17 protein-coding genes are annotated in these 18746 nt (G+C 67.5%); 1 reads left to right on the forward strand and 16 read right to left on the reverse strand.

What is annotated here, in order from left to right; all coding sequences use genetic code 11:
• Positions 1 to 266 precede the first annotated feature (266 nt).
• The 12 genes from AC5WJ1_RS09810 to AC5WJ1_RS09865 all read right to left on the reverse strand — a co-directional run bounded on the left by AC5WJ1_RS09810 (position 267) and on the right by AC5WJ1_RS09865 (position 15105).
• Positions 267 to 806: a ferritin-like domain-containing protein gene (locus AC5WJ1_RS09810; protein WP_135705464.1), complete on the reverse strand. Its 540-nt coding sequence runs from the start codon at positions 804 to 806 to the stop codon at positions 267 to 269.
• Between the two features lie 254 nt (positions 807 to 1060).
• Positions 1061 to 3649, reverse strand: a complete 2589-nt coding sequence (gene clpB / locus AC5WJ1_RS09815) for an ATP-dependent chaperone ClpB (protein ID WP_133096442.1) — start codon at positions 3647 to 3649, stop codon at positions 1061 to 1063.
• A gap of 190 nt (positions 3650 to 3839) precedes the next feature.
• Positions 3840 to 4712 (reverse strand): MaoC/PaaZ C-terminal domain-containing protein, encoded by an 873-nt coding sequence (locus AC5WJ1_RS09820; protein WP_434033657.1) that lies wholly within the window; start codon positions 4710 to 4712, stop codon positions 3840 to 3842.
• A complete protein-coding gene (locus tag AC5WJ1_RS09825; RefSeq protein ID WP_494476056.1) occupies positions 4712 to 6862 on the reverse strand; it encodes a D-(-)-3-hydroxybutyrate oligomer hydrolase in 2151 nt (716 codons plus the stop codon). Before AC5WJ1_RS09825 ends, AC5WJ1_RS09820 begins: the two co-directional genes overlap by 1 nt.
• Before the next feature lie 158 nt (positions 6863 to 7020).
• Complete coding sequence (locus AC5WJ1_RS09830; RefSeq protein ID WP_494476057.1) at positions 7021 to 8565, reverse strand: acyl-CoA synthetase; 1545 nt, start codon at positions 8563 to 8565, stop codon at positions 7021 to 7023.
• A gap of 15 nt (positions 8566 to 8580) precedes the next feature.
• On the reverse strand, positions 8581 to 9657 hold the full coding sequence (locus tag AC5WJ1_RS09835; RefSeq protein ID WP_133096446.1) for a branched-chain amino acid ABC transporter permease: 1077 nt from the start codon (positions 9655 to 9657) through the stop codon (positions 8581 to 8583).
• Positions 9658 to 9673: 16 nt separating this feature from the next.
• On the reverse strand, positions 9674 to 10699 hold the full coding sequence (locus tag AC5WJ1_RS09840) for a branched-chain amino acid ABC transporter permease (RefSeq protein ID WP_135705468.1): 1026 nt from the start codon (positions 10697 to 10699) through the stop codon (positions 9674 to 9676).
• A 96-nt stretch (positions 10700 to 10795) separates the two neighbouring features.
• The gene (locus tag AC5WJ1_RS09845; protein WP_133096448.1) at positions 10796 to 11536 is read right to left on the reverse strand and encodes a branched-chain amino acid ABC transporter ATP-binding protein; all 741 of its coding nucleotides are present in this window, start codon (positions 11534 to 11536) and stop codon (positions 10796 to 10798) included.
• Positions 11529 to 12299, reverse strand: coding sequence for an ABC transporter ATP-binding protein (locus AC5WJ1_RS09850; protein WP_494476539.1), 771 nt, complete (start codon positions 12297 to 12299; stop codon positions 11529 to 11531). The genes AC5WJ1_RS09845 and AC5WJ1_RS09850 overlap by 8 nt, the downstream gene beginning before the upstream one ends.
• A 116-nt stretch (positions 12300 to 12415) precedes the next feature.
• Positions 12416 to 13603, reverse strand: a complete 1188-nt coding sequence (locus AC5WJ1_RS09855) for a substrate-binding domain-containing protein (protein ID WP_133096449.1) — start codon at positions 13601 to 13603, stop codon at positions 12416 to 12418.
• Positions 13604 to 13681: 78 nt separating this feature from the next.
• Positions 13682 to 14464, reverse strand: coding sequence for an enoyl-CoA hydratase/isomerase family protein (locus AC5WJ1_RS09860; protein WP_133096450.1), 783 nt, complete (start codon positions 14462 to 14464; stop codon positions 13682 to 13684).
• Positions 14461 to 15105: a TetR/AcrR family transcriptional regulator gene (locus AC5WJ1_RS09865; protein WP_135705470.1), complete on the reverse strand. Its 645-nt coding sequence runs from the start codon at positions 15103 to 15105 to the stop codon at positions 14461 to 14463. Before AC5WJ1_RS09865 ends, AC5WJ1_RS09860 begins: the two co-directional genes overlap by 4 nt.
• Positions 15106 to 15344: 239 nt before the next feature.
• On the opposite strand from AC5WJ1_RS09865, the gene AC5WJ1_RS09870 reads away from it, so the two are divergent.
• Positions 15345 to 16211 (forward strand): alpha/beta fold hydrolase, encoded by an 867-nt coding sequence (locus AC5WJ1_RS09870; RefSeq protein ID WP_240745880.1) that lies wholly within the window; start codon positions 15345 to 15347, stop codon positions 16209 to 16211.
• Here AC5WJ1_RS09870 and crcB read toward each other — a convergent pair.
• Genes crcB through AC5WJ1_RS09890 form a run of 4 tightly spaced genes read right to left on the reverse strand, consistent with a single transcriptional unit; the run spans position 16193 to position 18613 of the window.
• Positions 16193 to 16573: a fluoride efflux transporter CrcB gene (crcB, locus tag AC5WJ1_RS09875; RefSeq protein ID WP_133096453.1), complete on the reverse strand. Its 381-nt coding sequence runs from the start codon at positions 16571 to 16573 to the stop codon at positions 16193 to 16195. The genes AC5WJ1_RS09870 and crcB overlap by 19 nt on opposite strands.
• The gene (gene moaE, locus AC5WJ1_RS09880) at positions 16573 to 17076 is read right to left on the reverse strand and encodes a molybdopterin synthase catalytic subunit MoaE (RefSeq protein WP_133096454.1); all 504 of its coding nucleotides are present in this window, start codon (positions 17074 to 17076) and stop codon (positions 16573 to 16575) included. The genes crcB and moaE overlap by 1 nt, the downstream gene beginning before the upstream one ends.
• Position 17077: 1 nt before the next feature.
• A complete protein-coding gene (gene moaD / locus AC5WJ1_RS09885; protein ID WP_029048714.1) occupies positions 17078 to 17335 on the reverse strand; it encodes a molybdopterin converting factor subunit 1 in 258 nt (85 codons plus the stop codon).
• Positions 17336 to 17371: 36 nt separating this feature from the next.
• A complete protein-coding gene (locus AC5WJ1_RS09890; RefSeq protein ID WP_494476058.1) occupies positions 17372 to 18613 on the reverse strand; it encodes a molybdopterin molybdotransferase MoeA in 1242 nt (413 codons plus the stop codon).
• Between the last annotated feature and the right edge of the window lie 133 nt (positions 18614 to 18746).

Genomic DNA, 18746 nt, shown 5'->3' on the forward strand with positions numbered 1-18746 from the left:
CGGAAATATCGGCATGCCGTCATATGGGGACGACGGGACGCAAGGTGCGCGTGAGGTGGCGCGAGGTTGCGCAATCGGCACACCCAAAAGAAAACGCCCGCACCGGCAAACCGGTGCGGGCGAAGTTTCCATTCCGGAAACGGGTAGACAAGTCATGAAGAGCGCCCCCGCATCTCCATGACAAGTAAATGGTATCGGCTCGCCGCAGAGTCCGATTTGATCGCGGTCAAGTCCGGGACAACCCGCAGAAATTCGCCATGCAGGCTTCAGCCGCCCTGGCGCGCCAGCAGGTCCGCCATTTCGTCGGCGTGCTCCTCTTCCACCGCCAGGATCTCTTCCATCATGCGGCGCGACGTCGGGTCACGCTCGCCCAGGAACGTGATGATCTCGCGATAGCTGTCGATGGCGATGCGCTCGGCCACCAAATCTTCCTTGATCATCTCGGTCAGGCTGTTGCCCGGGACATACTCGGCGTGCGAGCGGCTGGTCAGGCCGTCCGGCGCGAAGTCGGGCTCGCCGCCCAGCTGGACGATGCGCTCGGCGATCTGGTCGGCATGGCCCTGCTCTTCATTCGAGTGGGCCAGGAATTCTTCGGCGACGCTCTTCGAGTTCGGGCCCTGGGCCATGAAATAGTGGCGGCGATAGCGCAGCACGCAGACGATCTCGGTCGCCAGCGCGTCGTTGAGCAGCTTCAGCACGGCCTCGCGGTCGGCGGTGTAACCGGAGGTCACCGCACCCTCTTCGATATGCTGGCGGGCCCGCGCGCGCAGGGTCTTGACGTCGGTGAGGAAAGGCTTGTCGGTCATGGATTGGCTCCTGTGGGGACAGGCTGCGTGGAGGCGCAGCGCTTTGCAAGGAAACTCAACCCTTTTGCAACGCGAAAAGCATGCCACTTGGAGAATCGCATGCAGCACGGCAACTGACGGAGCGAAGCGCGGGATCGCCGTGAAAAAATTGCACGGCGCGGCACTCCCTTACATGGCAGGGCGCGGCCATGCAAAAAGGCCCTTGCGGGAATCCGCAAGGGCCTGCCTGTGACACCGAAGTCTCGAAACCGGGCTTACTGCACGGCCTGCCCGAAGGTGAACTCGCCATCCACATAGTCCACCGGCACCACATCCTTTGCCGCGAACTTGCCTTCCAGGATGGCGCGCGCCACCGGGTTCTCGATCTGCTGCTGGATCGCCCGCTTGAGCGGACGCGCCCCGAACACCGGGTCGTAGCCCGCGCTGGCGATCTTCTCCAGCGCATAGTCGCTGACCTCCAGCGTCATGTCCATGCGGGCCAGGCGGGCCTGCAGGCGCTGCAGCTGGATGCGCGCGATCGACTCGATATTCTTCTGGTCGAGCGCGTGGAACACCACCACTTCATCGATCCGGTTCAGGAACTCCGGCCGGAAATGCGTGCGCACTTCCTGCCAGACCGCGCCCTTGATCGCTTCCTGCGGCTCGCCGGCCATCGACTGGATCATCTGCGAACCCAGGTTGGACGTCATCACGATCACCGTGTTCTTGAAGTCCACCGTGCGGCCCTGGCCATCGGTCAGGCGGCCGTCGTCCAGCACCTGCAGCAGCACGTTGAAGACGTCGGGGTGGGCCTTCTCCACTTCATCGAGCAGCACCACGCTGTACGGCTTGCGGCGCACGGCCTCGGTCAGGTAGCCACCTTCCTCGTAGCCCACGTATCCCGGCGGCGCGCCGATCAGGCGGCTGACGCTGTGCTTCTCCATGAATTCGCTCATGTCGATGCGGATCAGATGCTCTTCCGAATCGAACATGAACTCGGCCAGCGCCTTGCACAGCTCGGTCTTGCCGACACCGGTCGGTCCCAGGAACAGGAACGAGCCATAGGGCTTGTTCTCGTCCGCCAGCCCTGCGCGCGAACGGCGGATGGCATCGGACACCAGCCGCACGGCCTCGTCCTGGCCGACCACGCGGTTGTGCAGGCGGTCCTCCATCTTCAGCAGCTTCTCGCGCTCGCCCTGCATCATCTTCGACACCGGGATGCCGGTCGCGCGGCTCACCACTTCGGCGATTTCCTCGGCGCCCACCTGCGTGCGCAGCAGCTTGTTGGGCTGCTTCTGCTCGCTGGCTTCGGCATCGGTGGCGGCCTTGAGCTTGCCTTCCAGTCCCGGCAGCTTGCCGTACTGCAGCTCGGCCACCTTGTCGAGCTTGCCTTCGCGCTGCAGCTTCGCGATCTCGAGCTTGACCTTCTCGATCTCTTCCTTCAGCGCGGCCGTGCCCTGCGCGGCACCCTTCTCGGCCTTCCAGATCTCGTCGAGGTCCGCGTACTCCTTCTCCAGGCGCGCGATCTCCTGCTCGATCAGGTCCAGGCGCTTGAGCGAAGCCTCGTCGGTCTCTTTCTTGACCGCTTCGCGCTCGATCTTGAGCTGGATGGTGCGGCGCTCGAGCTTGTCCATCGCCTCCGGCTTGGAGTCGATTTCCATCTTGATACGCGCGGCGGCCTCGTCGATCAGGTCGATGGCCTTGTCGGGCAGGAAGCGGTCGGTGATATAGCGATGCGACAGCTCCGCCGCGGCGACGATGGCCGGATCGGTGATCTCGACGCCGTGGTGCAGCTCATACTTCTCCTGCAGGCCGCGCAGGATGGCGATGGTCGCTTCCACGGTCGGCTCGTCGACCAGCACTTTCTGGAAGCGGCGCTCCAGCGCGGCATCCTTCTCGATGTACTTGCGGTATTCGTCAAGCGTGGTCGCGCCGATGCAGTGCAGCTCGCCGCGCGCCAGCGCGGGCTTGAGCATGTTGCCCGCGTCGATCGCGCCCTCGGCCTTGCCCGCGCCCACCATGGTATGGATCTCGTCGATGAAGACGATGGTCTGGCCCTCGTCCTTGGCGACGTCGTTCAGCACGGCCTTCAGGCGTTCCTCGAACTCGCCGCGGTACTTGGCGCCGGCCAGCAGCCCGGCCATGTCGAGCACCAGCACGCGCTTGTTCTTCAGGCTCTCGGGCACTTCGCCGTTGACGATGCGCTGCGCCAGCCCTTCGACGATCGCGGTCTTGCCCACGCCCGGCTCGCCGATCAGCACCGGGTTGTTCTTGGTGCGGCGCTGCAGGATCTGGATTGCGCGGCGGATCTCGTCGTCGCGGCCGATCACGGGGTCGAGCTTGCCGATGCGGGCACGTTCGGTCAGGTCGATGGTGTACTTCTTCAGCGCCTCGCGCTGGCCCTCGGCCTCTGCGCTGTTGACCGATTCGCCGCCGCGCACGGCCTGGATGGCCGATTCGAGCGACTTGCGGTTCAGGCCGTTCTCGCGCGCAATGCGCCCGGCGTCACCCTTGTCGTCGGACACGGCCAGCAGGAACAGCTCGCTGGCGATGAACTGGTCGCCGCGCTTGAGCGCTTCTTTCTCGGTGGCATTGAGCAGGTTGACCAGGTCGCGGCCGATCTGGACCTCGTTGGTGCCCTGCACTTGCGGCAGGCGCTTGATGGCGGCGTCCAGCGCCGTCTGCAGGCCCTGCACGTTGACGCCGGCGCGTGCGAGCAGTGCGCGGGCGGCGCCGTCGTCCTGCGACAGCAGCGCGCGCAGCACGTGCTGCGGGTCGATGTATTGGTTGTCGTTGGCCAGGGCCAGGCTTTGCGCTTCAGCGAGCGCTTCCTGGAACCGGGTGGTCAGCTTGTCAAGACGCATAGGATTCCCTCTCTCGGATAGGTCGTGTCCTGATGCGGGGGGCGCTGGCCCCGGCTTCACCGCCGGGGTGCCTGGATGCCCTGCCGGACACTGGATATCCGAAAGATAAGGCTTTGTCGCGACATTTCAAGGACCCGCGGAGATAAGGCTTTGAGTGCAGCAAACGGTACGTGAAGCCGCCACAAACAGGCTATGCCGCCCGGCTCTCGCTGCCCTTGTCCGCCAGGTTGCGCACCAGCACCAGCGATTCGCCCTGCACGACCACCCGGCCATCCGCGCCGGTGACGACGCTCGCCAGGTTGACCAGGTCCTTGCCGGCGCGCAGCCGGACGATGCGCACCTGCGCGGTCAGCGGCTCGTCCAGCCGCGCTGCCGAGGCCAGCCGCAGCGATTGCTTCATCCACCCGGTGCCGCGCCCCGGCAGCCGTGTGCCGAGCAGGTCGGAAAACATGCCGGCCAGCAGCGGCAGCGGCACCACCGCCTCGCCGAAGCCGCGCGCGCGGGCGAAGGCGGCGTCAGCATGGTACGGATTGGCATCGCCGGTCAGGGCAACGTACTCGGCGATATCGGCCGCGGTGAAGGCGCGCGTGGCGCTGGCCGACTGCCCGGGACGCAGGCCGTACAGCGCGGGATCGCCCGCGGCCTCCGGCTGCGCGCCTGGCCATGCCGGCAGCCGGCCCGGTGCAGCCTCCGCCAGCCACGACGATTCACCGGCGGCCGCGACGCGCGGCGCCGCGCCGGGGATGCCCGCGCTGACCGTGGTGCCAAAACCCGCCGGCCCCGCCTGCGGCTGCGGCACCAGCGCAAACGCCACCGCATCGCCGGCGAAGGCCGGCGTCGGGAACATCAGCGTCTGCGCCACCGGCAGCGCAGGTGCGGCCAGCTCCCGCCACGTATGCGCGCACAGCAGCGAAAACAGGAACATGCCGTGCGCCACCGTGGCACCGAAGTGCGTGCCGCGGGCAAAGGCCGGATCGCAGTGGATCGGGTTGTCGTCGCGCGACAGCGCGGCGAAGCGGTCGAAATCGCGTTGCGTCAGCACGCGCGGCATGGCGTCGGTCATCAGTTGGGCACCTCCACGGTCAAGGCGTTGACGGTGATCGCATTGCCGGGTGCGGGCGTGGCGGCGATCGGCGGGACATTGGACGGCAGCAGCGTCGGCGCCGGCGTGTTGACAGTGCCGCCGCGCGGCGTGGTGCGCACCACCTGCGACGGCGGCAGCGGCTTGCCGGTCGTCAGGTTGTCGTACACGGCGTCAAGCGCGCGGTTCAGGTACACATGGAGCGGCACGTAGCGGTTGCTGTAGCCCGCCACCAGCCCGATGAAGGCATCGAAATGCTGGGCATTCTCCACCTCGATGTAAGCCAGCTTGCTGGCCAGCCCCTCCTTCTGCCGGTTCAGCCCCAGGTACGGGCGCGAGGTATGGTTCACCGGCAGCAGGCCGTCGCTGCGGCCGTGCACGATCACCGCCGGCTTGCCGCGCAGGTTGCCGTTGCGCAGCGTCAGCGCCTGGCCAGCCTGCAAGGCGCGCGCCGCGGCGTCGGTCCCGGCCAGCAGCTTGCGCAGGCAATCGGCGCCATCGTAGTTGAGATCGGTGCGGCCGTTCGATGCCGACACGGAGAACAGGTTCAGGTACGGGCCGTGCGTCGGGTCGAGGTCGTTGATCAGCTGCACCGAGGGCGGCTGCGGCGGGATGCCATTGCCGGTGGCGAACATCGACGCCAGCGCTGCCGGGGCGATCGCCGCCGGCTTCAGGTCGGTCAGCGTATTGGCGAAGCTGTATCCGCACAGCTTGTCGGTCACGCTGGCCTGCGCGTAGGCGTTGGCGTAGGTCACGGTGATCGCGGCAGCGGTGTCGAAGGCGGCCAGCGACGGGTGCAGGTCATCGGATTCGGACTCCCAGCCCGCTTCATGCAGCGCCTGCAGCGCGCTGGCGCTTTGCTCGCTGGTATTGGTGCCGGTGACCAGTCCCTTTTCCGCCAGCGTGGTGCAGCGCGCCGCGAAGAACGGCGCCATGGTCGGGTTGTCGTAGAACGGTGACTGCGTCAGCGCGGTGGTGCGCGCGGCGCAGTGCTGCAGCAGGTTGGCCGTGCTGGTGTAGTCATACAGCGTGCGGCCCGAAGACGGCACCTGCACGCCGCCGCGCCGCACCACCACGCCTGTATCCGGTGGCATGTTGAGGTTGGGCTCGCCCACGGCCACGCCATCGATCAGGCCATCGGTGTCCTGCTCGGCAGCGGCCACCGCGGCGCCGCCACCGTTCGACACGCTCGACGCGATCACCAGGATCTTGCCCTTGTCCATGCTGCGCTGGCGCGTGCCGTTGGCGGACACCGCGCCGAAGCGGTCATTGATCGCCCAGATCGCGAACTCCACCGCCTGCAATGTGAACTTGCCCCAGTCCTTCTCCGGATTGCGCTGCGAATGCGCGTGCTTGAACGCGAGCCGGTGCGGGCTGGCGGCGGTGAAATCCGCCAGCGACGTGGCGCCTGCGGGCGCGGCGAACTGCGCATTCTTGCCGGCGGCCGCGCGCGTGGCGCGGATGCCGTCGATCAGCGGCACGGTATCGGTATCCAGGTCGTGCGGCGCGGCGCCGGTGCCCTTGTCGGTGTAGGCGACCGCGCAGCCGCGCTTCAGCCCCCATTCGCCGGTCGCGATGGCGCCGTACACGCCGCGCGAGCCCGACGACGTGGCGGTGATCACACACGGCCTGGCCGTATCGAAGCCGGCCGGGATCTGCACCAGCATGGTCACGTTCTGCTGGCCCGTGCCGTCGTCCGAATACGCCAGGTATTCCACGCCGGCGATCTTGCCCTCCGAGCCGGTGACATTGCCCTGCGCGTCCACGTTGGGGCCGTACAGCGAGCCATAGCCGCCAGCCGCGGTGGTGTCGACGATGGCTCGGTAGTTGGAGTAGATCGCGTAGCGCCGCAGTTCCGCCGCGGTCGGGGCGGTGGCATTGGCCGGCAGCGGCGCGGTGGCACTGGCGAGTCCGTCCTTGCCCAGCCCCGCGGTCAGCAGGTCGTCGCTGCTGCCGTTGTAGCTGTTGATGTTGACCGCGCCGATATATGCGGGCTTGGTGTTGGGGTTGTTGCCGTTGCCATTGTTGTCATCGCCCGAGCCACAGGCAGCGGCCAGCATCGCTGCCGCGACGGCGAACACCGTACCGCGCAAGCTGCCTTGCTGCGGCGGCGGAAACTGCTTGGAATGCATGTCACCCTCCTTCTGTCGCCCGCGTCGGGGCGGTAGAGACGTACGTCAATGAGGAACAGCGGAGACTGCGGACAGCGGGACTGCGGGGACTGCGGGGACTGCAGGAAATGCAGGAAATGCAGGAAATGCAGGAAATTCGTATGGCGGGACGCGGCGCGTCAGCCGGCAAACCTGGCGCGCAGCTTGTGCTTCTCCACCTTGCCCGACGGCGTGCGCGGTAACGCGTCGACAAAGCGCACATGGCGCGGCACCTTGTAGCCGGCAAGCTGCGCCTTGCAATGGGCGATGACCTGCTCCGCATCGAGCGAGGCGCCAGCGCGCAGCACCACCAGCGCCATGCCCGTCTCGCCCCAGCGTGCGTCCGGCGCGCCGATCACGGCGGCCTCGGCCACGCCCGGCAGCTGGAACAGTACATTTTCGACTTCGGCGGGATAGACGTTCTCGCCGCCGGAGATGTACATGTCCTTGGCGCGATCGACGATGTAGTAGTCGCCGTCCTCGTCGCGCCAGGCGATGTCGCCGGAATGCAGCCAGCCGTCGCGGATCGCATTGGCAGTCGCTTCCGGCAGGTTCCAGTAGCCGGGCGTGACCCCCGGCCCCTTGATCAGCAGCTCGCCCCGCTCGCCGGGCGCGACATCATTGCCCACGGGGTCGATGATGCGCGTCAGCATCGACCCCACCGGCTTGCCGATGGTGCCGATCTTGCTGCGCGCGGTGTCTTCGTCGCAGACAAAGACCGTGGGCCCGGTTTCGGTCATGCCGAAGCCGAAGCAGATGGTCACGCCCTTGGCCAGGTAGGCTTCCAGCAGCGGCCGCGGCACCGGCGAGCCGCCCGCCGACATGTTGCGCACGCCGGAGAAGTCCGCTTGCGCAAAGCCGGCATGCTGGCTCAGGAACAGGTACACCGCCGGCACCGCGAAGAACATGGTGATGCCCTCGCCCGATTTGCGGTCGAGCCGGTCCAGCACGACCTGCGGCTCGAACTGCCGCATGATGTGCACCGTGCCGCCGGCATGCAGCACCGGGTTGGCATACAGGTTCAGGCCGCCGGTATGAAAGAACGGCAGCACGTTCAGGAACACGTCGTCGCGCGTGATCTTGTTGGCCAGCATGGCGTTGACGGCGTTGAAGAACACCATGCCATAGGTCTGGATCACGCCCTTGGGCCTGCCGGTGGTGCCGGAGGTGTACAGCAGGTGCCATACCTCGGACTCGTCGCGGCACGGCATCTCGATGATGCGCCCCGAGGCCGCGTCGAGCACGGCTTCGTACTCGGTCCAGCCACCGGGTACATCGGCCGCCTCGTCGTCGGCAAGATGCAGCACCGCGCGCAGCGGCAAGGTGCGCGCCAGTTCGGCGGCCACGGCCAGGAAGCCATCGCCGGCGACCAACACCTCGGGCGTGCAGTCCTGCAGGATCGGCAGCAATTCCGCCGCGGGCAGGCGCCAGTTCAGGCACACCATCACCATGCCGGCCTTGGCGCAGCCGTACAGCATCTCGAAATAGTCGGAGCTGTTGTGCGCCAGCACGGCGACGCGCGTGCCTGGCGCCAGCTGCAGGCCTTCGGCCAGGTATTCGGCGAAGCGGCTGGCGCGCTCGTCGAACTGGCGATAGGTCACCCGGCGGCCGCTTTCCACGTCCACCAGCGCGATCTTGTCGGGGGTGTGCTGCGCGTTCTTGTGCAGCCAGTCGATTACGTACATTGCGCGGGCCTCCGCTCAGGTTGCCACGTCCTGCACGGCCCGATTGCCGCGCAGCCGCCCCACCACGCCCTGCGGGAAGTAGTAGACGCTCAGGATAAACAGCAGGCCGAGCCACAGCAGCCAGCGGTCCGGATGCAGCAGCGACGACAGCAGCGGCAGCGCCGTGGTGGCGTCGCTCGCCAGCTTCATCACGTCCTGCAGGTAGGTCTGCGCCACCAGGAACAGCACCGTCCCGATCACCGCGCCGTAGATCGTGCCCATGCCGCCGATCACCACGATCAGCAGGATGTCGACCATGATCTCGAATGACAGCGAGGTGTCAGGACCGTTATAGCGCAGCCAAACCGCCATCAGCACCCCGGCCAGCGTGGCGAACATCGCAGACAAGACCGTCGATACCGTGCGGTAGACCACAGTGCGGTAGCCGATGGCCTCGGCACGGAAGTCATTCTCGCGGATCGCCTGCAGCACGCGGCCGAACGGCGAATTGACGACGCGCAGCAGCGCCAGGAACAGCACCAGCGCGCCGGCAAACACCAGGTAGTAGCTCAGCAGCTTGCCGGTCAGCGGCACGCCCAGCAGCTCGGCGTCGCCGAGCGAGAAGCCCGGGCGCAGCACCTCGGGCACCTTGAAGGTCAGCCCGTCCTCGCCGCCGGTCCATTCCGACAGCTGCGACACCAGCGTGGCGAAGGCGGTCGCCACCGCCAGCGTGATCATCGCGAAGAAGATCGCACGCACGCGCAGCGAGAACAGGCCGATCAGGAAAGCCAGCAGCGCCGAGACCGCCAGCGCGCCCGCGGCGCCCACGGCGAGCGCGCCCCAGCCCGGCTCCATGCGCGACATCGCGATGGCCACGCCATAGCCGCCGATGCCGAAGAACATGGTGTGCGCAAACGAGACGATGCCGGTGTAGCCCAGCAGCAGGTCATAGCTGGCCACCAGCACCACGAAGATGCAGATCTTGGCCGCCATGTTCAGTGCGCGCGCGCCGGGAAAGGCGAACGGCGCGCAGGCCAGCGCCAGCAGGATCAGCAGCAGGATCACGGTGAGCACGCGGCTGCGCGGCAGATCGCCGGAGAGAAGTCGGATCATGGTCGTGTCGCTCCGTTCAGCGCCGTGCCACCGGGAACAGTCCTTGCGGGCGCCACAGCAGGATCAGCATCATCAGCAGGATGTTGGAGAACAGCGCAACCTTCGGGTACAGGAAACCGGTGTAGTTGGCCATCAGGCCGACCAGCAGCGCGCCGACAAAGCAGCCCGTGGTCGAACCCAGCCCGCCGATGATGATGACGATGAAGATCAGCACGTTCACCTGCGCGCCGATCGCCGCGGTGATGTTCTGCTGGTACAGCCCCCACAGCACGCCGCCCAGCCCGGCGAGCCCAGCGCCGACCACGAACACGCCGATAAACAGCCGGCGGATGCGATAGCCGAGCGCCTCGACCATCTCGCGGTTCTCCACGCCCGCGCGGATCAGCAGGCCGATGCGGGTGCGGTTGAGCAGCAGCACCATCGCGATAAAGATCACCAGCCCGAGGGCCATCGCGATCAGCCGGTATTTCTCGATCGCGGCATCGCCTAGCAGCACCGCGCCGCGGAAGGTGGTGGGCACCTGCAGCGCAATGGTTTCCGGGCCCCAGATCGCCTTGATCAGCTGCTCGGCGACAATCATGCCGCCCATGGTGATCAGGATCTGCTTCAGGTGCTGGCCATAGACGGGGCGCACCACCACGCGCTCGAAGAACAGCCCGACCGCGCCGGCCGCGACCATGGCCGCGGCAATCGCCAGCGCGAAGACCGCCAGGTTCTGCACGAGGCTGTCCGCCTCCACCCAGCCTGCCATCGGCAGCAGCACCGATGCCGCCACGTAGGCGCCCAGCGCGATGAAGGCGCCGTGGCCGAAATTGAGCACGTCCATCAGGCCGAAGACCAGCGTCAGGCCGGAGGACACCACGAAGATGATCATCCCCATCGCCAGGCCGGCGATGGTCAGCGTGAGCCAGGTCGAAGGGCTGCCGACCAGCGGGAAGGCTAGCAGCATCAGCAGCGGCGCCAGGGCCAGCGGGGTCCAGTCGAGCCGGACCTTGGGCAGGGCTGCCGGCGGTGCGGTAGGTAAGGTCGTTGAAGTTGTCATGGGTCTCCATCCTGCGGCGGGCGTATCGGCCGCACGTTGTTTGCTCCCCTCTCCCGCACGCGGGAGAGGGGAGCAAACCATCAGTCCTGCACGGCGCTACTGGTGTGCCGCCAGCGACAGCCCCAGCAATTGCTGCTGCAGCCCGTCATCCCCCGCCAGCGCCGCCATCGTTCCCGCATGCACGGTGCGTCCGTCATCCATCACTGCCACCGTATCCCCCACCGACTTTGCCATGTTGAAGTTCTGCTCCACCAGCAGGATCGACACTTCGGTCTGCTTGAGCTCGCGGAAGACATGGATCATGTTCTGGATGATCGCGGGTGCCAGCCCCTTGGTGGGCTCGTCGACGATCAGCAGCTTGCGCGGCTCGATGATCGCGCGCGCCACCGACAGCATCTGCTTCTGCCCGCCCGACAGCACGCCGGCACGCTGGTGCCAGAAGGTCTTCAGTGCCGGGAACATGCGAAAGACCCAGTCCAGCCGCCGCTCGTCGATGGCCCCGCTGCGCGCGGCCAGGCGCATGTTCTCGGCCACGGTGAGGTCGGAAAACACGCTCATGTTCTCCGGCACGTAGGCAATGCCTGCCTGCGCGATCGACGGCGTGCTGTGGCGCGTGATGTCCGTGCCGTCGAAGCTCACCGTGCCGGCGCTTGCCTGCCACAAACCCATGATGGTGCGCAGCGTGGTGGTCTTGCCGGCGCCGTTGCGCCCCAGCAGCATGGTCACGCCGCCGCGCGGCACGTCGAAGCTGACGCCGTGCAGGATGTGGTACGGGCCGATATGGGTCTGCACGCCCTGCAGCCGCAGGATCGGCGTGGCGTGTTGCGCGTCAGCCATGGTTGCCGCCCTCCTTCTCTTCCTCCGCCATGCCCAGGTAAGCCTGCTGCACTACCGGCGATGCGATCACCTCGGCGGGGTCGCCGTCGGCCACCAGCGTGCCGTTGTGCAGCACGATGATGCGATCCGCCAGCGAGCGCACCACATCCATCTTGTGCTCGACCAGCAGCACCGTCTTGCTGCGGTCCTGGCGGATCTCGCGGATCAGGTCCAGGATCACCGGCACTTCGTCCACGCTCATCCCCGCGGTGGGTTCGTCGAACATGAACACGCGCGGCTGCAGCGCCAGCAGGATGCCGACTTCCAGCTTGCGCTGGTCGCCATGCGGCAGCGACGCCACCACCAGGTGCTGCTTGCCCGCCAGCGCCACCCGCTCCAGGATCGCCAGCGCCTGCGCGCGTATGTCGCGGTGACTGGTCCACATCGAGATCAGGTCGATGCCGCGCTGCTGCCGCGCCTGCACCGCCAGCCGCACGTTCTCCAGCACGGACAGCTGCGGGAACAGGCTGGTCAGCTGGAAGGCCCGGCCGATGCCGCGCCGGGTCTTCTGCGACACCGGCAGGCGCGTCACGTCCTCGCCGTCGAGCAGGATCTGCCCGGCGGAGGGCGGCAACTGCCCCGAGACCAGGTTGAAGTACGTGGTCTTGCCGGCGCCGTTCGGGCCGACGATGCAGGTCAGCTCGCCCGGCCGGAATGCGCACGACACCGCATTGACCGCGACATGGCCGCCGAAGCGGATGGTCAGGTCGCGCGTCTCGAGCAGCGGCCGGGCGCCGGCCGCCGCGGCCGTGCCGCGCTGCGCAGCGGGCGACTGCGACGCCGGCAGGCCGGCAGAGCGGGCGGAGGAGGCCGAGGGGGCGGAGGGGGCTGGCGCGTTCATCAGCGTTGGTTGCGCACGGGCACGTTCATCTCTTCGGGCTTGATCTCGCGCACGAGCTCGGGCACGCCCCAGGCAAAGGCCGGGTCCACCTTGATCTTGAAGTGGTACATCGACTGCATCGCCTGGTGGTCTTCCTTGCGGAAGGTCATCTTGCCCTTGGGGGTCTCGAAAGACATGCCTTCCATCGCCATGATCAGCTTGTCGGTGCCGGTGTCTCCGTTGGTCTTCTTCAGCGCCTCGACCAGCGCGATGCCAGCGGTCATGCCGCCGGCGGTGAAGAAATCGGGCGGTGCCTTGAACTTGCTGTAGTGGTTCGACACCAGCCACTCGTTGGCCTTGTTCTTCGGGATGCCGAAGTAGTAGTACGTGGCCCCTTCCATGCCGGGGAAGTTCTTGTAGCTGGTCATCGCCGGGAGGATATTGCCGCCGGTGGCGATCTCGATGCCGTAGCGCTTGGGATCGAGGTCCGCGATCTTGAACGGATTGCCGGCGCCGGCCCAGATGATGAAGATCACCTTGCGGCCAGGCTTGTCCTTGAGCGAATCGAACAAGCGCTGCGCACCGGCAGTGAAGTCCGTGGTGTTGGTGGGCAGGTATTCCTCATGGACGATCTTCGCGTTCTTGAGCGCGCCCTTGAACGCTTTCACGCCGTCGCGGCCGAAGGCATAGTCCTGCGCCAGCGTGGCGATGGTCACGCCCGGCTTGTCCAGCGCCACGGCATTGGAGATCGCGTCCTGCGACGAATTGCGGCCGGTGCGGAAGATATAGCGGTTCCATTTGTCGCCGGTGATCGAATCGGCGACGGCGGGCTCGACCAGCAGCACCTTCTTGTATTCCTCCGCCACCGACAGCATCGCCAGCGCGGTGCCGGACGACGTCGGGCCGACGGCGATATCGGCGCGGTCGTCGCTGTAGGCGGCGGCAAGCTGCGCCTTGGCCACGTCAGGCTTGCCCTGCGTATCCTTTTCGATCACCACCAGCTTGTTGCCGTTGACGGTCATGGTGCCGTTGGTGGCGTATTCCAGGCCCATCAGCAGGCCGGTCTGGGTCTGCTTGGCATACGCTTCCAGCGCGCCGGTCTTGTCGTAGACGTGGGCGATGCGGATATCCTTGGCCAGCGCGGCGCCGGTGGCAAGAAGGCCGGCGGCCATGACCAGGGCGCGTACGGCGAGGGGGTTGCTTTGCATGGCTGTCTCCTGTGTTCGGGTTCTTTTGCGTTAGAAGGGCGGGAACCTGCTGCAACTGCGGGAATTTCTACTGCCCGGCTACTCTCGCGTGCGCCCGGCAAGGAAGCGGCGCATGCCGTCGGCGGTCTCCGCGCTGGAGATTTGCGCGACGAAGGCGGCGCGCTCGCGTTCCAGGCCCGCTGCCAGCGCGTCGGCGTCCCAGCGCAGCAGCGCGCGGGTATGCGCCACGCTGCCGGGCAACTTGTCCGCCACGCCGCGCGCCAGCGCGATTGCATCGGCCTCTGCCGCACCGGGTGCGGACAGCGCAGAGGCCAGGCCATGCATGACGGCATCCGGCGCCGCCACGACCGTGTTGTTCAGTTGCCAGGCGCGCGCCCGTGCCGGACCGGCCAGCTGCGGCAGCATCGCCGTCCAGCCGCCGTCCGGGCTGAAGCCCACCACCGTGTAGAACGGCGCGATGCGCGCATCCTGCGCCAGTACGGCCATGTCGCAGGCCAGCGCCAGCCCGAGCGAGCCGCCGGTCAGCCAGCCTTCGACGGCCGCCACCACCGGACAACGCAGTGCCGTGAGGCGCAGGATCGAACGGTTCAGCAGCGCGAGCAACTCGCTGGCGTAGGCGGCAATGCCATCGCCTTGCGCCGCAAAGGCCGCCACGTCGCCGCCAGTCGAGAAATTGCGCCCTGCATGCGTCAGCACCACGGCACGGACCGACGTGTCGGCTTCGACCTCGTCCAGTGCGGCCAGCAAGGCTTCCAGCAACGCCGGCACGAGGCTGTTGTGCCGCTGCGGCCGGTTGAGGCGCAGCAGGGCCACGCCGTCCCGGCGTTCGAGCAAGACCAGCGGATCTGCGGCCGTGGTCATCGCGGCTGCAGGCCGTGGGCGATCAGGTCGAAGGCGGTATCGACCACCTTCTCCATGGAGGCCGGACGCTTCCAGCGCGCATAGCGCATGCCGAGGAAGTTGCTGATGCCGATCAGGCACCACGCGCGCACCTCGGCATCGCCGGGGACGATTTCGCCCTGCTCTTCGGCGCGCTCCAGCCGCCGGCTGTAGAGCTCGGCAAAGACCTGGAAATAGCTGCTGTAGATGGTTTCGTCCACCGAGTACGAGTCCAGCACAATGCGGTACAGGTTCTTGTGGCGCGAAACGAAGGAGAGAAAGGCCTTCAGGCCCAGCCGCTCGGCTTCCATCTGGCTGGCGGCGTTGGCCACGTGCTTGCGCAGGTGGGTGCGCACCAGCTCCAGCATGTGGCCGACCAGCGCTCGGAAAATATCTTCCTTGTCCTTGAAGTACAGGTAGAAGGTGCCCATGGCGACCTTGGCTTCCTGCGTGATCTCGGAGATCGACGCGGCGTAGTAGCCCTTCTCGCCGAACACCTTTTCGGCGGCGCGCAGCAACGCTGCACGGGTCTTCTGCCCGCGCGCGGTCTTGGGCGGGCACATGCCGCCGGCGTGGGCCATGTCGGTGGCTTCACCGACTTCGCCAGTCTCGGTCTGGGACATCTTGTCTCCGGTGGCGCTGCGCGCCTTGTCATGGGAATGCCAGCCGCTTCGGGTCATGCCGCAGGCACCTCCTCCTACTCCTCCTCGCCCCTGCCGCCACCCCGGAAACCGATATGCAGGCAAAACCTGATATCTGATTCATGTTTCATCGTATAAATTGACCGGCGTGGATGTCAATAGAGGCGCACCCTGCCCTCGCTTGCATCGCCCCCCCACCTACCGCCTGGAGAGACACGTCGTTGGACGCTCCCGATTCGGCTTGTGACAGCGCCGCCGCCCCGCCCTTTTCCACACATCCGGCGCATGGCGCCTTGCCGGGCTGGCGCGAAGCCGGCGCCGGCCGGCCGCTGCTGCTGCTGCATGGCTGGTCCGTCACCGGCGAAACCTTCGACGGCCAGCGCGCGCTGGCGCGGGCGGGATTCAGGGTGATTGCGCCCGACCATGCCGGCCACGGGCTGTCGCGGCACGGCACCGGCACCACCATCGCGGCGCTGGCGCGCGATGCCGCGGCGCTGGTCGGCCATCTCGGGCTGGACGATGTGGTCGTGGCGGGCTGGTCGATGGGCGCGATGGTGGCATGGACGCTGCTGCGCGACCATCCGGGTTGTCCACTGGCGGCAGTTGGCAGCATCGACATGACGCCCCGGCTGGTCACCGACCCGCAATGGCCGCACGGACTCCACGGCCATTACGACATGACCCAGGCCAGGCAGATGGCGGCGCGCATCCGCGCCGACTGGCCGCGGCTGGCGCCTTCGGTGGCATTGGGACTGTGGGCGGCAGGACGGCGCCCCGACGGCGCGGCGATGCAGCGCATTGCGCGGATGGCGCAGAGCTGCGAGGCCGCCACGCTGGCCGCGCTATGGGAAGACATGGCAAGGCAGGACTTCCTCGACACGCTGCGCACGGCGCGCCTGCCGCTGTTCCACCTGTATGGCGAGGCCAGCCGGCTGTACGCCCCGGCAGTAGGCATCGCCACCCGCGACTTGCGGCCCGACGCGGGCCTCACCGTGATCGCCGGCGCCGGCCACAGTCCGCACATGGAGCAGCCGCAGGTATTCAATGCCGCGCTGCGCGCGCTGGTGGCTCAGGCCAGCACGCGGTAAGTCCAGAGTCCCAGCGCGGTCAGCAGCAGCGAGCCGCCCAGGTGCAGCAGCAGGTGCATCGCTGCCCAGCCGTAGTCGCCGGCGAGCAGGTTGGCAAGCACCTCGCTGGAAAAGGTCGAGAACGTGGTCAGGCCGCCAAGGAAACCGGTGATGGCCAGCAGGCGCCATTCGGGCGGCAGGCCGGCATGGGTATCGAAAAAACCGACGGCAAGCCCGATCAGGTAGCCGCCCAGCAGGTTGGCGGCCAGCGTGCCGTACGGCAGCGCGGGGTTGAGCGCATTCCACAGCACCGAGAAACCCCAGCGCAGCCATGCCCCCGCCGCGGCGCCGACGCCGACGGCGACAAACCCCAACGGGCCCATCAGGGCTTGCCCTCGCTGCCCTCTCCACCCTCTCCGCTGGCGTTGAGCGACTGGATACCCCAGCGCTTCAGCGCGTCCTCATCGGTCACGCGTGCATCGACCCAGCGCGCGCCTTCCGGCGTTTCTTCCTTCTTCCAGAACGGCGCTTCGGACTTGAGGTAGTCCATGATGAATTCGCAAGCCGCGAACGCATTGCCGCGATGCTTCGATGCGACCGCGACCAGCACAATCTGGTCCAGCGGCAGCAGCGGGCCGACGCGATGGATGACGGTGACGCCCAGCAGTTCCCAGCGCGCGCACGCCGCCGCCTCGATCTGCGCCAGCGCCTTCTCGGTCATGCCCGGGTAGTGCTCCAGCTCCATCGCGCTGATGGCGCTGCCCTCGCTGACATCGCGCACTGTGCCGATAAAGCTGGCCACGGCGCCGACCTGCGGGTTGCCGGCGCGCAGTGCCGCCACCTCGGCGCCCAGGTCGAAATCCTCGCGCTGAACCCTGACGCTCATCTCAGCCTCCGGTAACGGGCGGGAAGAAGGCAACCTCGCAACCATCGGTGATCGCCGTGTCGGGGCGCGCCACCGCGTGGTCGACGGCCATGCGCAGCGCGCGGCCTTCGGCCAGGGTCTCGGCCCAGGCGCCGCCGCGCTGGCGCAGCCACTGGCGCAACTCGCCCACGGTGCGGACCTCGGCCGGCACCTCGGCGCGCTCCTCGGCCACGCCGAGTTGTTCGCGCACGCTGGCGAAGAATCGTAGTTCGATGGTCATGACTGCCTCTGTGTACATGCTGGTAATGCGGGCCGGCTATGCGAGCAGGCCGTCAAACGGAATGAACTGCACGGTATCGCCGCACGCGATGGCCTGGTTGGGAGGGTTGTCGATCAGCCCGTCGCCCCATACCGTGGACGTGAGCACGCCGGAACTCTGGTTGGGAAACAGGTCCAGCCCGCCTTCGGTATTGATGCGCGCGCGCAGGAACTCGTTGCGGCGGTCGCCCTTGTTCAGTTCGAAATCGGCGCGCAGCGGCAGGCGGCGCGGCGCCACGTCGGCAACGCCCTGCAGGCGCAGGATGAACGGCCGCACGAACAGCAGGAAGGTAACGAAGCTCGACACCGGGTTGCCCGGCAGGCCCAGGAAAAACGCCCGGTCGGGCCCTGCGCTGTTGACCTGGCCGAACGCCAGCGGCTTGCCCGGCTTGATTGCGATCTGCCACATGTCGAGGCGACCTTCCGCCTCGACCGCGGGCTTGATATGGTCTTCCTCGCCGACCGACACGCCACCCGACGTGATGATCAGGTCGTGCCCCTGCGCCGCGCGGCGCAGCGTCTCGCGCGTGGCCGCCAGCGTATCGGGCACGATGCCGAAGTCGCTGACCTCGCAGCCCAGGTTTTCCAGCAGGCCGCGCAGCGTGAAGCGATTCGAGTTGTAGATCGCGCCCGGCTTGAGCGGCTCGCCCGGCATCGCCAGTTCGTCGCCGGTGAAAAACACCGCGACGCGCACGCGGCGCACCACGTCCAGCTTAGCCTGCCCGACCGACGCGGCCAGGCCCAGCGCCTGCGGCGTCAGCCGCGTGCCCGCGGGCAGGATCACGCTGCCGGCCTCGATGTCCTCGCCTGCGCGCCGGATCCATTCACCGGATTGCGGCACGTGGTTGACGATCACGTCCTCGCCCTCCGCCGTGCATTGCTCCTGCATCACGACGGCGTCGGCGCCTGGCGGAATCAGGCCGCCGGTAAAGATGCGCGCGGCGGTGCCCGGCTGCAGTTCGGTGCCGACATGCCCCGCCGGAATCCGCTGCGACACGCGCAGCCGCGTGCCCGCTGCCGGGACATCGGCGGCGCGCATGGCGTAGCCATCCATCGAGGTGTTGTCCGCCGGCGGCACGCGCAGCGTGCTGGTCACGGGCGCGGCCAGCACGCGGCCATTGGCGTCAAGCGTGTCGACCTGCTCTACCTGCGCCAGCGGGCGCGCGGCGGACAGCAGCGCATCGAGCGCCTGGGCCATGGTCAGCATCGGGGGACGGGAAGGTGCTGCGGCTTGGGTCATGGTGCGATGTGCAGGAAGGGTTGGCCCATGCGGGTTGGCCAAAAAGAAACGGCCCGCGCATCGCCTCCGCCATGACAGCAGGAAGCAATCCGGGGGCCGGGGATCGGGCCCGCAGCCTGATTGTAGCGAGTTG

This window comes from Cupriavidus sp. MEYA8 (assembly GCF_059278825.1).

Bases quoted from the DNA above. Each gene is read 5' to 3' on its own strand.
- AC5WJ1_RS09820 (WP_434033657.1), bottom strand. From the start codon at position 4,712: ATGACCGACGCCATGCCGCGCGTGCTGACGCAACGCGATTTCGACCGC.
- clpB (WP_133096442.1), bottom strand. From the start codon at position 3,649: ATGCGTCTTGACAAGCTGACCACCCGGTTCCAGGAAGCGCTCGCTGAA.
- AC5WJ1_RS09840 (WP_135705468.1), bottom strand. From the start codon at position 10,699: ATGACAACTTCAACGACCTTACCTACCGCACCGCCGGCAGCCCTGCCC.
- crcB (WP_133096453.1), bottom strand. From the start codon at position 16,573: ATGGGCCCGTTGGGGTTTGTCGCCGTCGGCGTCGGCGCCGCGGCGGGG.
- AC5WJ1_RS09835 (WP_133096446.1), bottom strand. From the start codon at position 9,657: ATGATCCGACTTCTCTCCGGCGATCTGCCGCGCAGCCGCGTGCTCACC.
- moaE (WP_133096454.1), bottom strand. From the start codon at position 17,076: ATGAGCGTCAGGGTTCAGCGCGAGGATTTCGACCTGGGCGCCGAGGTG.
- AC5WJ1_RS09890 (WP_494476058.1), bottom strand. From the start codon at position 18,613: ATGACCCAAGCCGCAGCACCTTCCCGTCCCCCGATGCTGACCATGGCC.
- AC5WJ1_RS09860 (WP_133096450.1), bottom strand. From the start codon at position 14,464: ATGACCACGGCCGCAGATCCGCTGGTCTTGCTCGAACGCCGGGACGGC.
- AC5WJ1_RS09830 (WP_494476057.1), bottom strand. From the start codon at position 8,565: ATGTACGTAATCGACTGGCTGCACAAGAACGCGCAGCACACCCCCGAC.
- AC5WJ1_RS09855 (WP_133096449.1), bottom strand. From the start codon at position 13,603: ATGCAAAGCAACCCCCTCGCCGTACGCGCCCTGGTCATGGCCGCCGGC.
- AC5WJ1_RS09865 (WP_135705470.1), bottom strand. From the start codon at position 15,105: ATGTCCCAGACCGAGACTGGCGAAGTCGGTGAAGCCACCGACATGGCC.
- AC5WJ1_RS09845 (WP_133096448.1), bottom strand. From the start codon at position 11,536: ATGGCTGACGCGCAACACGCCACGCCGATCCTGCGGCTGCAGGGCGTG.
- AC5WJ1_RS09810 (WP_135705464.1), bottom strand. From the start codon at position 806: ATGACCGACAAGCCTTTCCTCACCGACGTCAAGACCCTGCGCGCGCGG.
- moaD (WP_029048714.1), bottom strand. From the start codon at position 17,335: ATGACCATCGAACTACGATTCTTCGCCAGCGTGCGCGAACAACTCGGC.
- AC5WJ1_RS09825 (WP_494476056.1), bottom strand. From the start codon at position 6,862: ATGCATTCCAAGCAGTTTCCGCCGCCGCAGCAAGGCAGCTTGCGCGGT.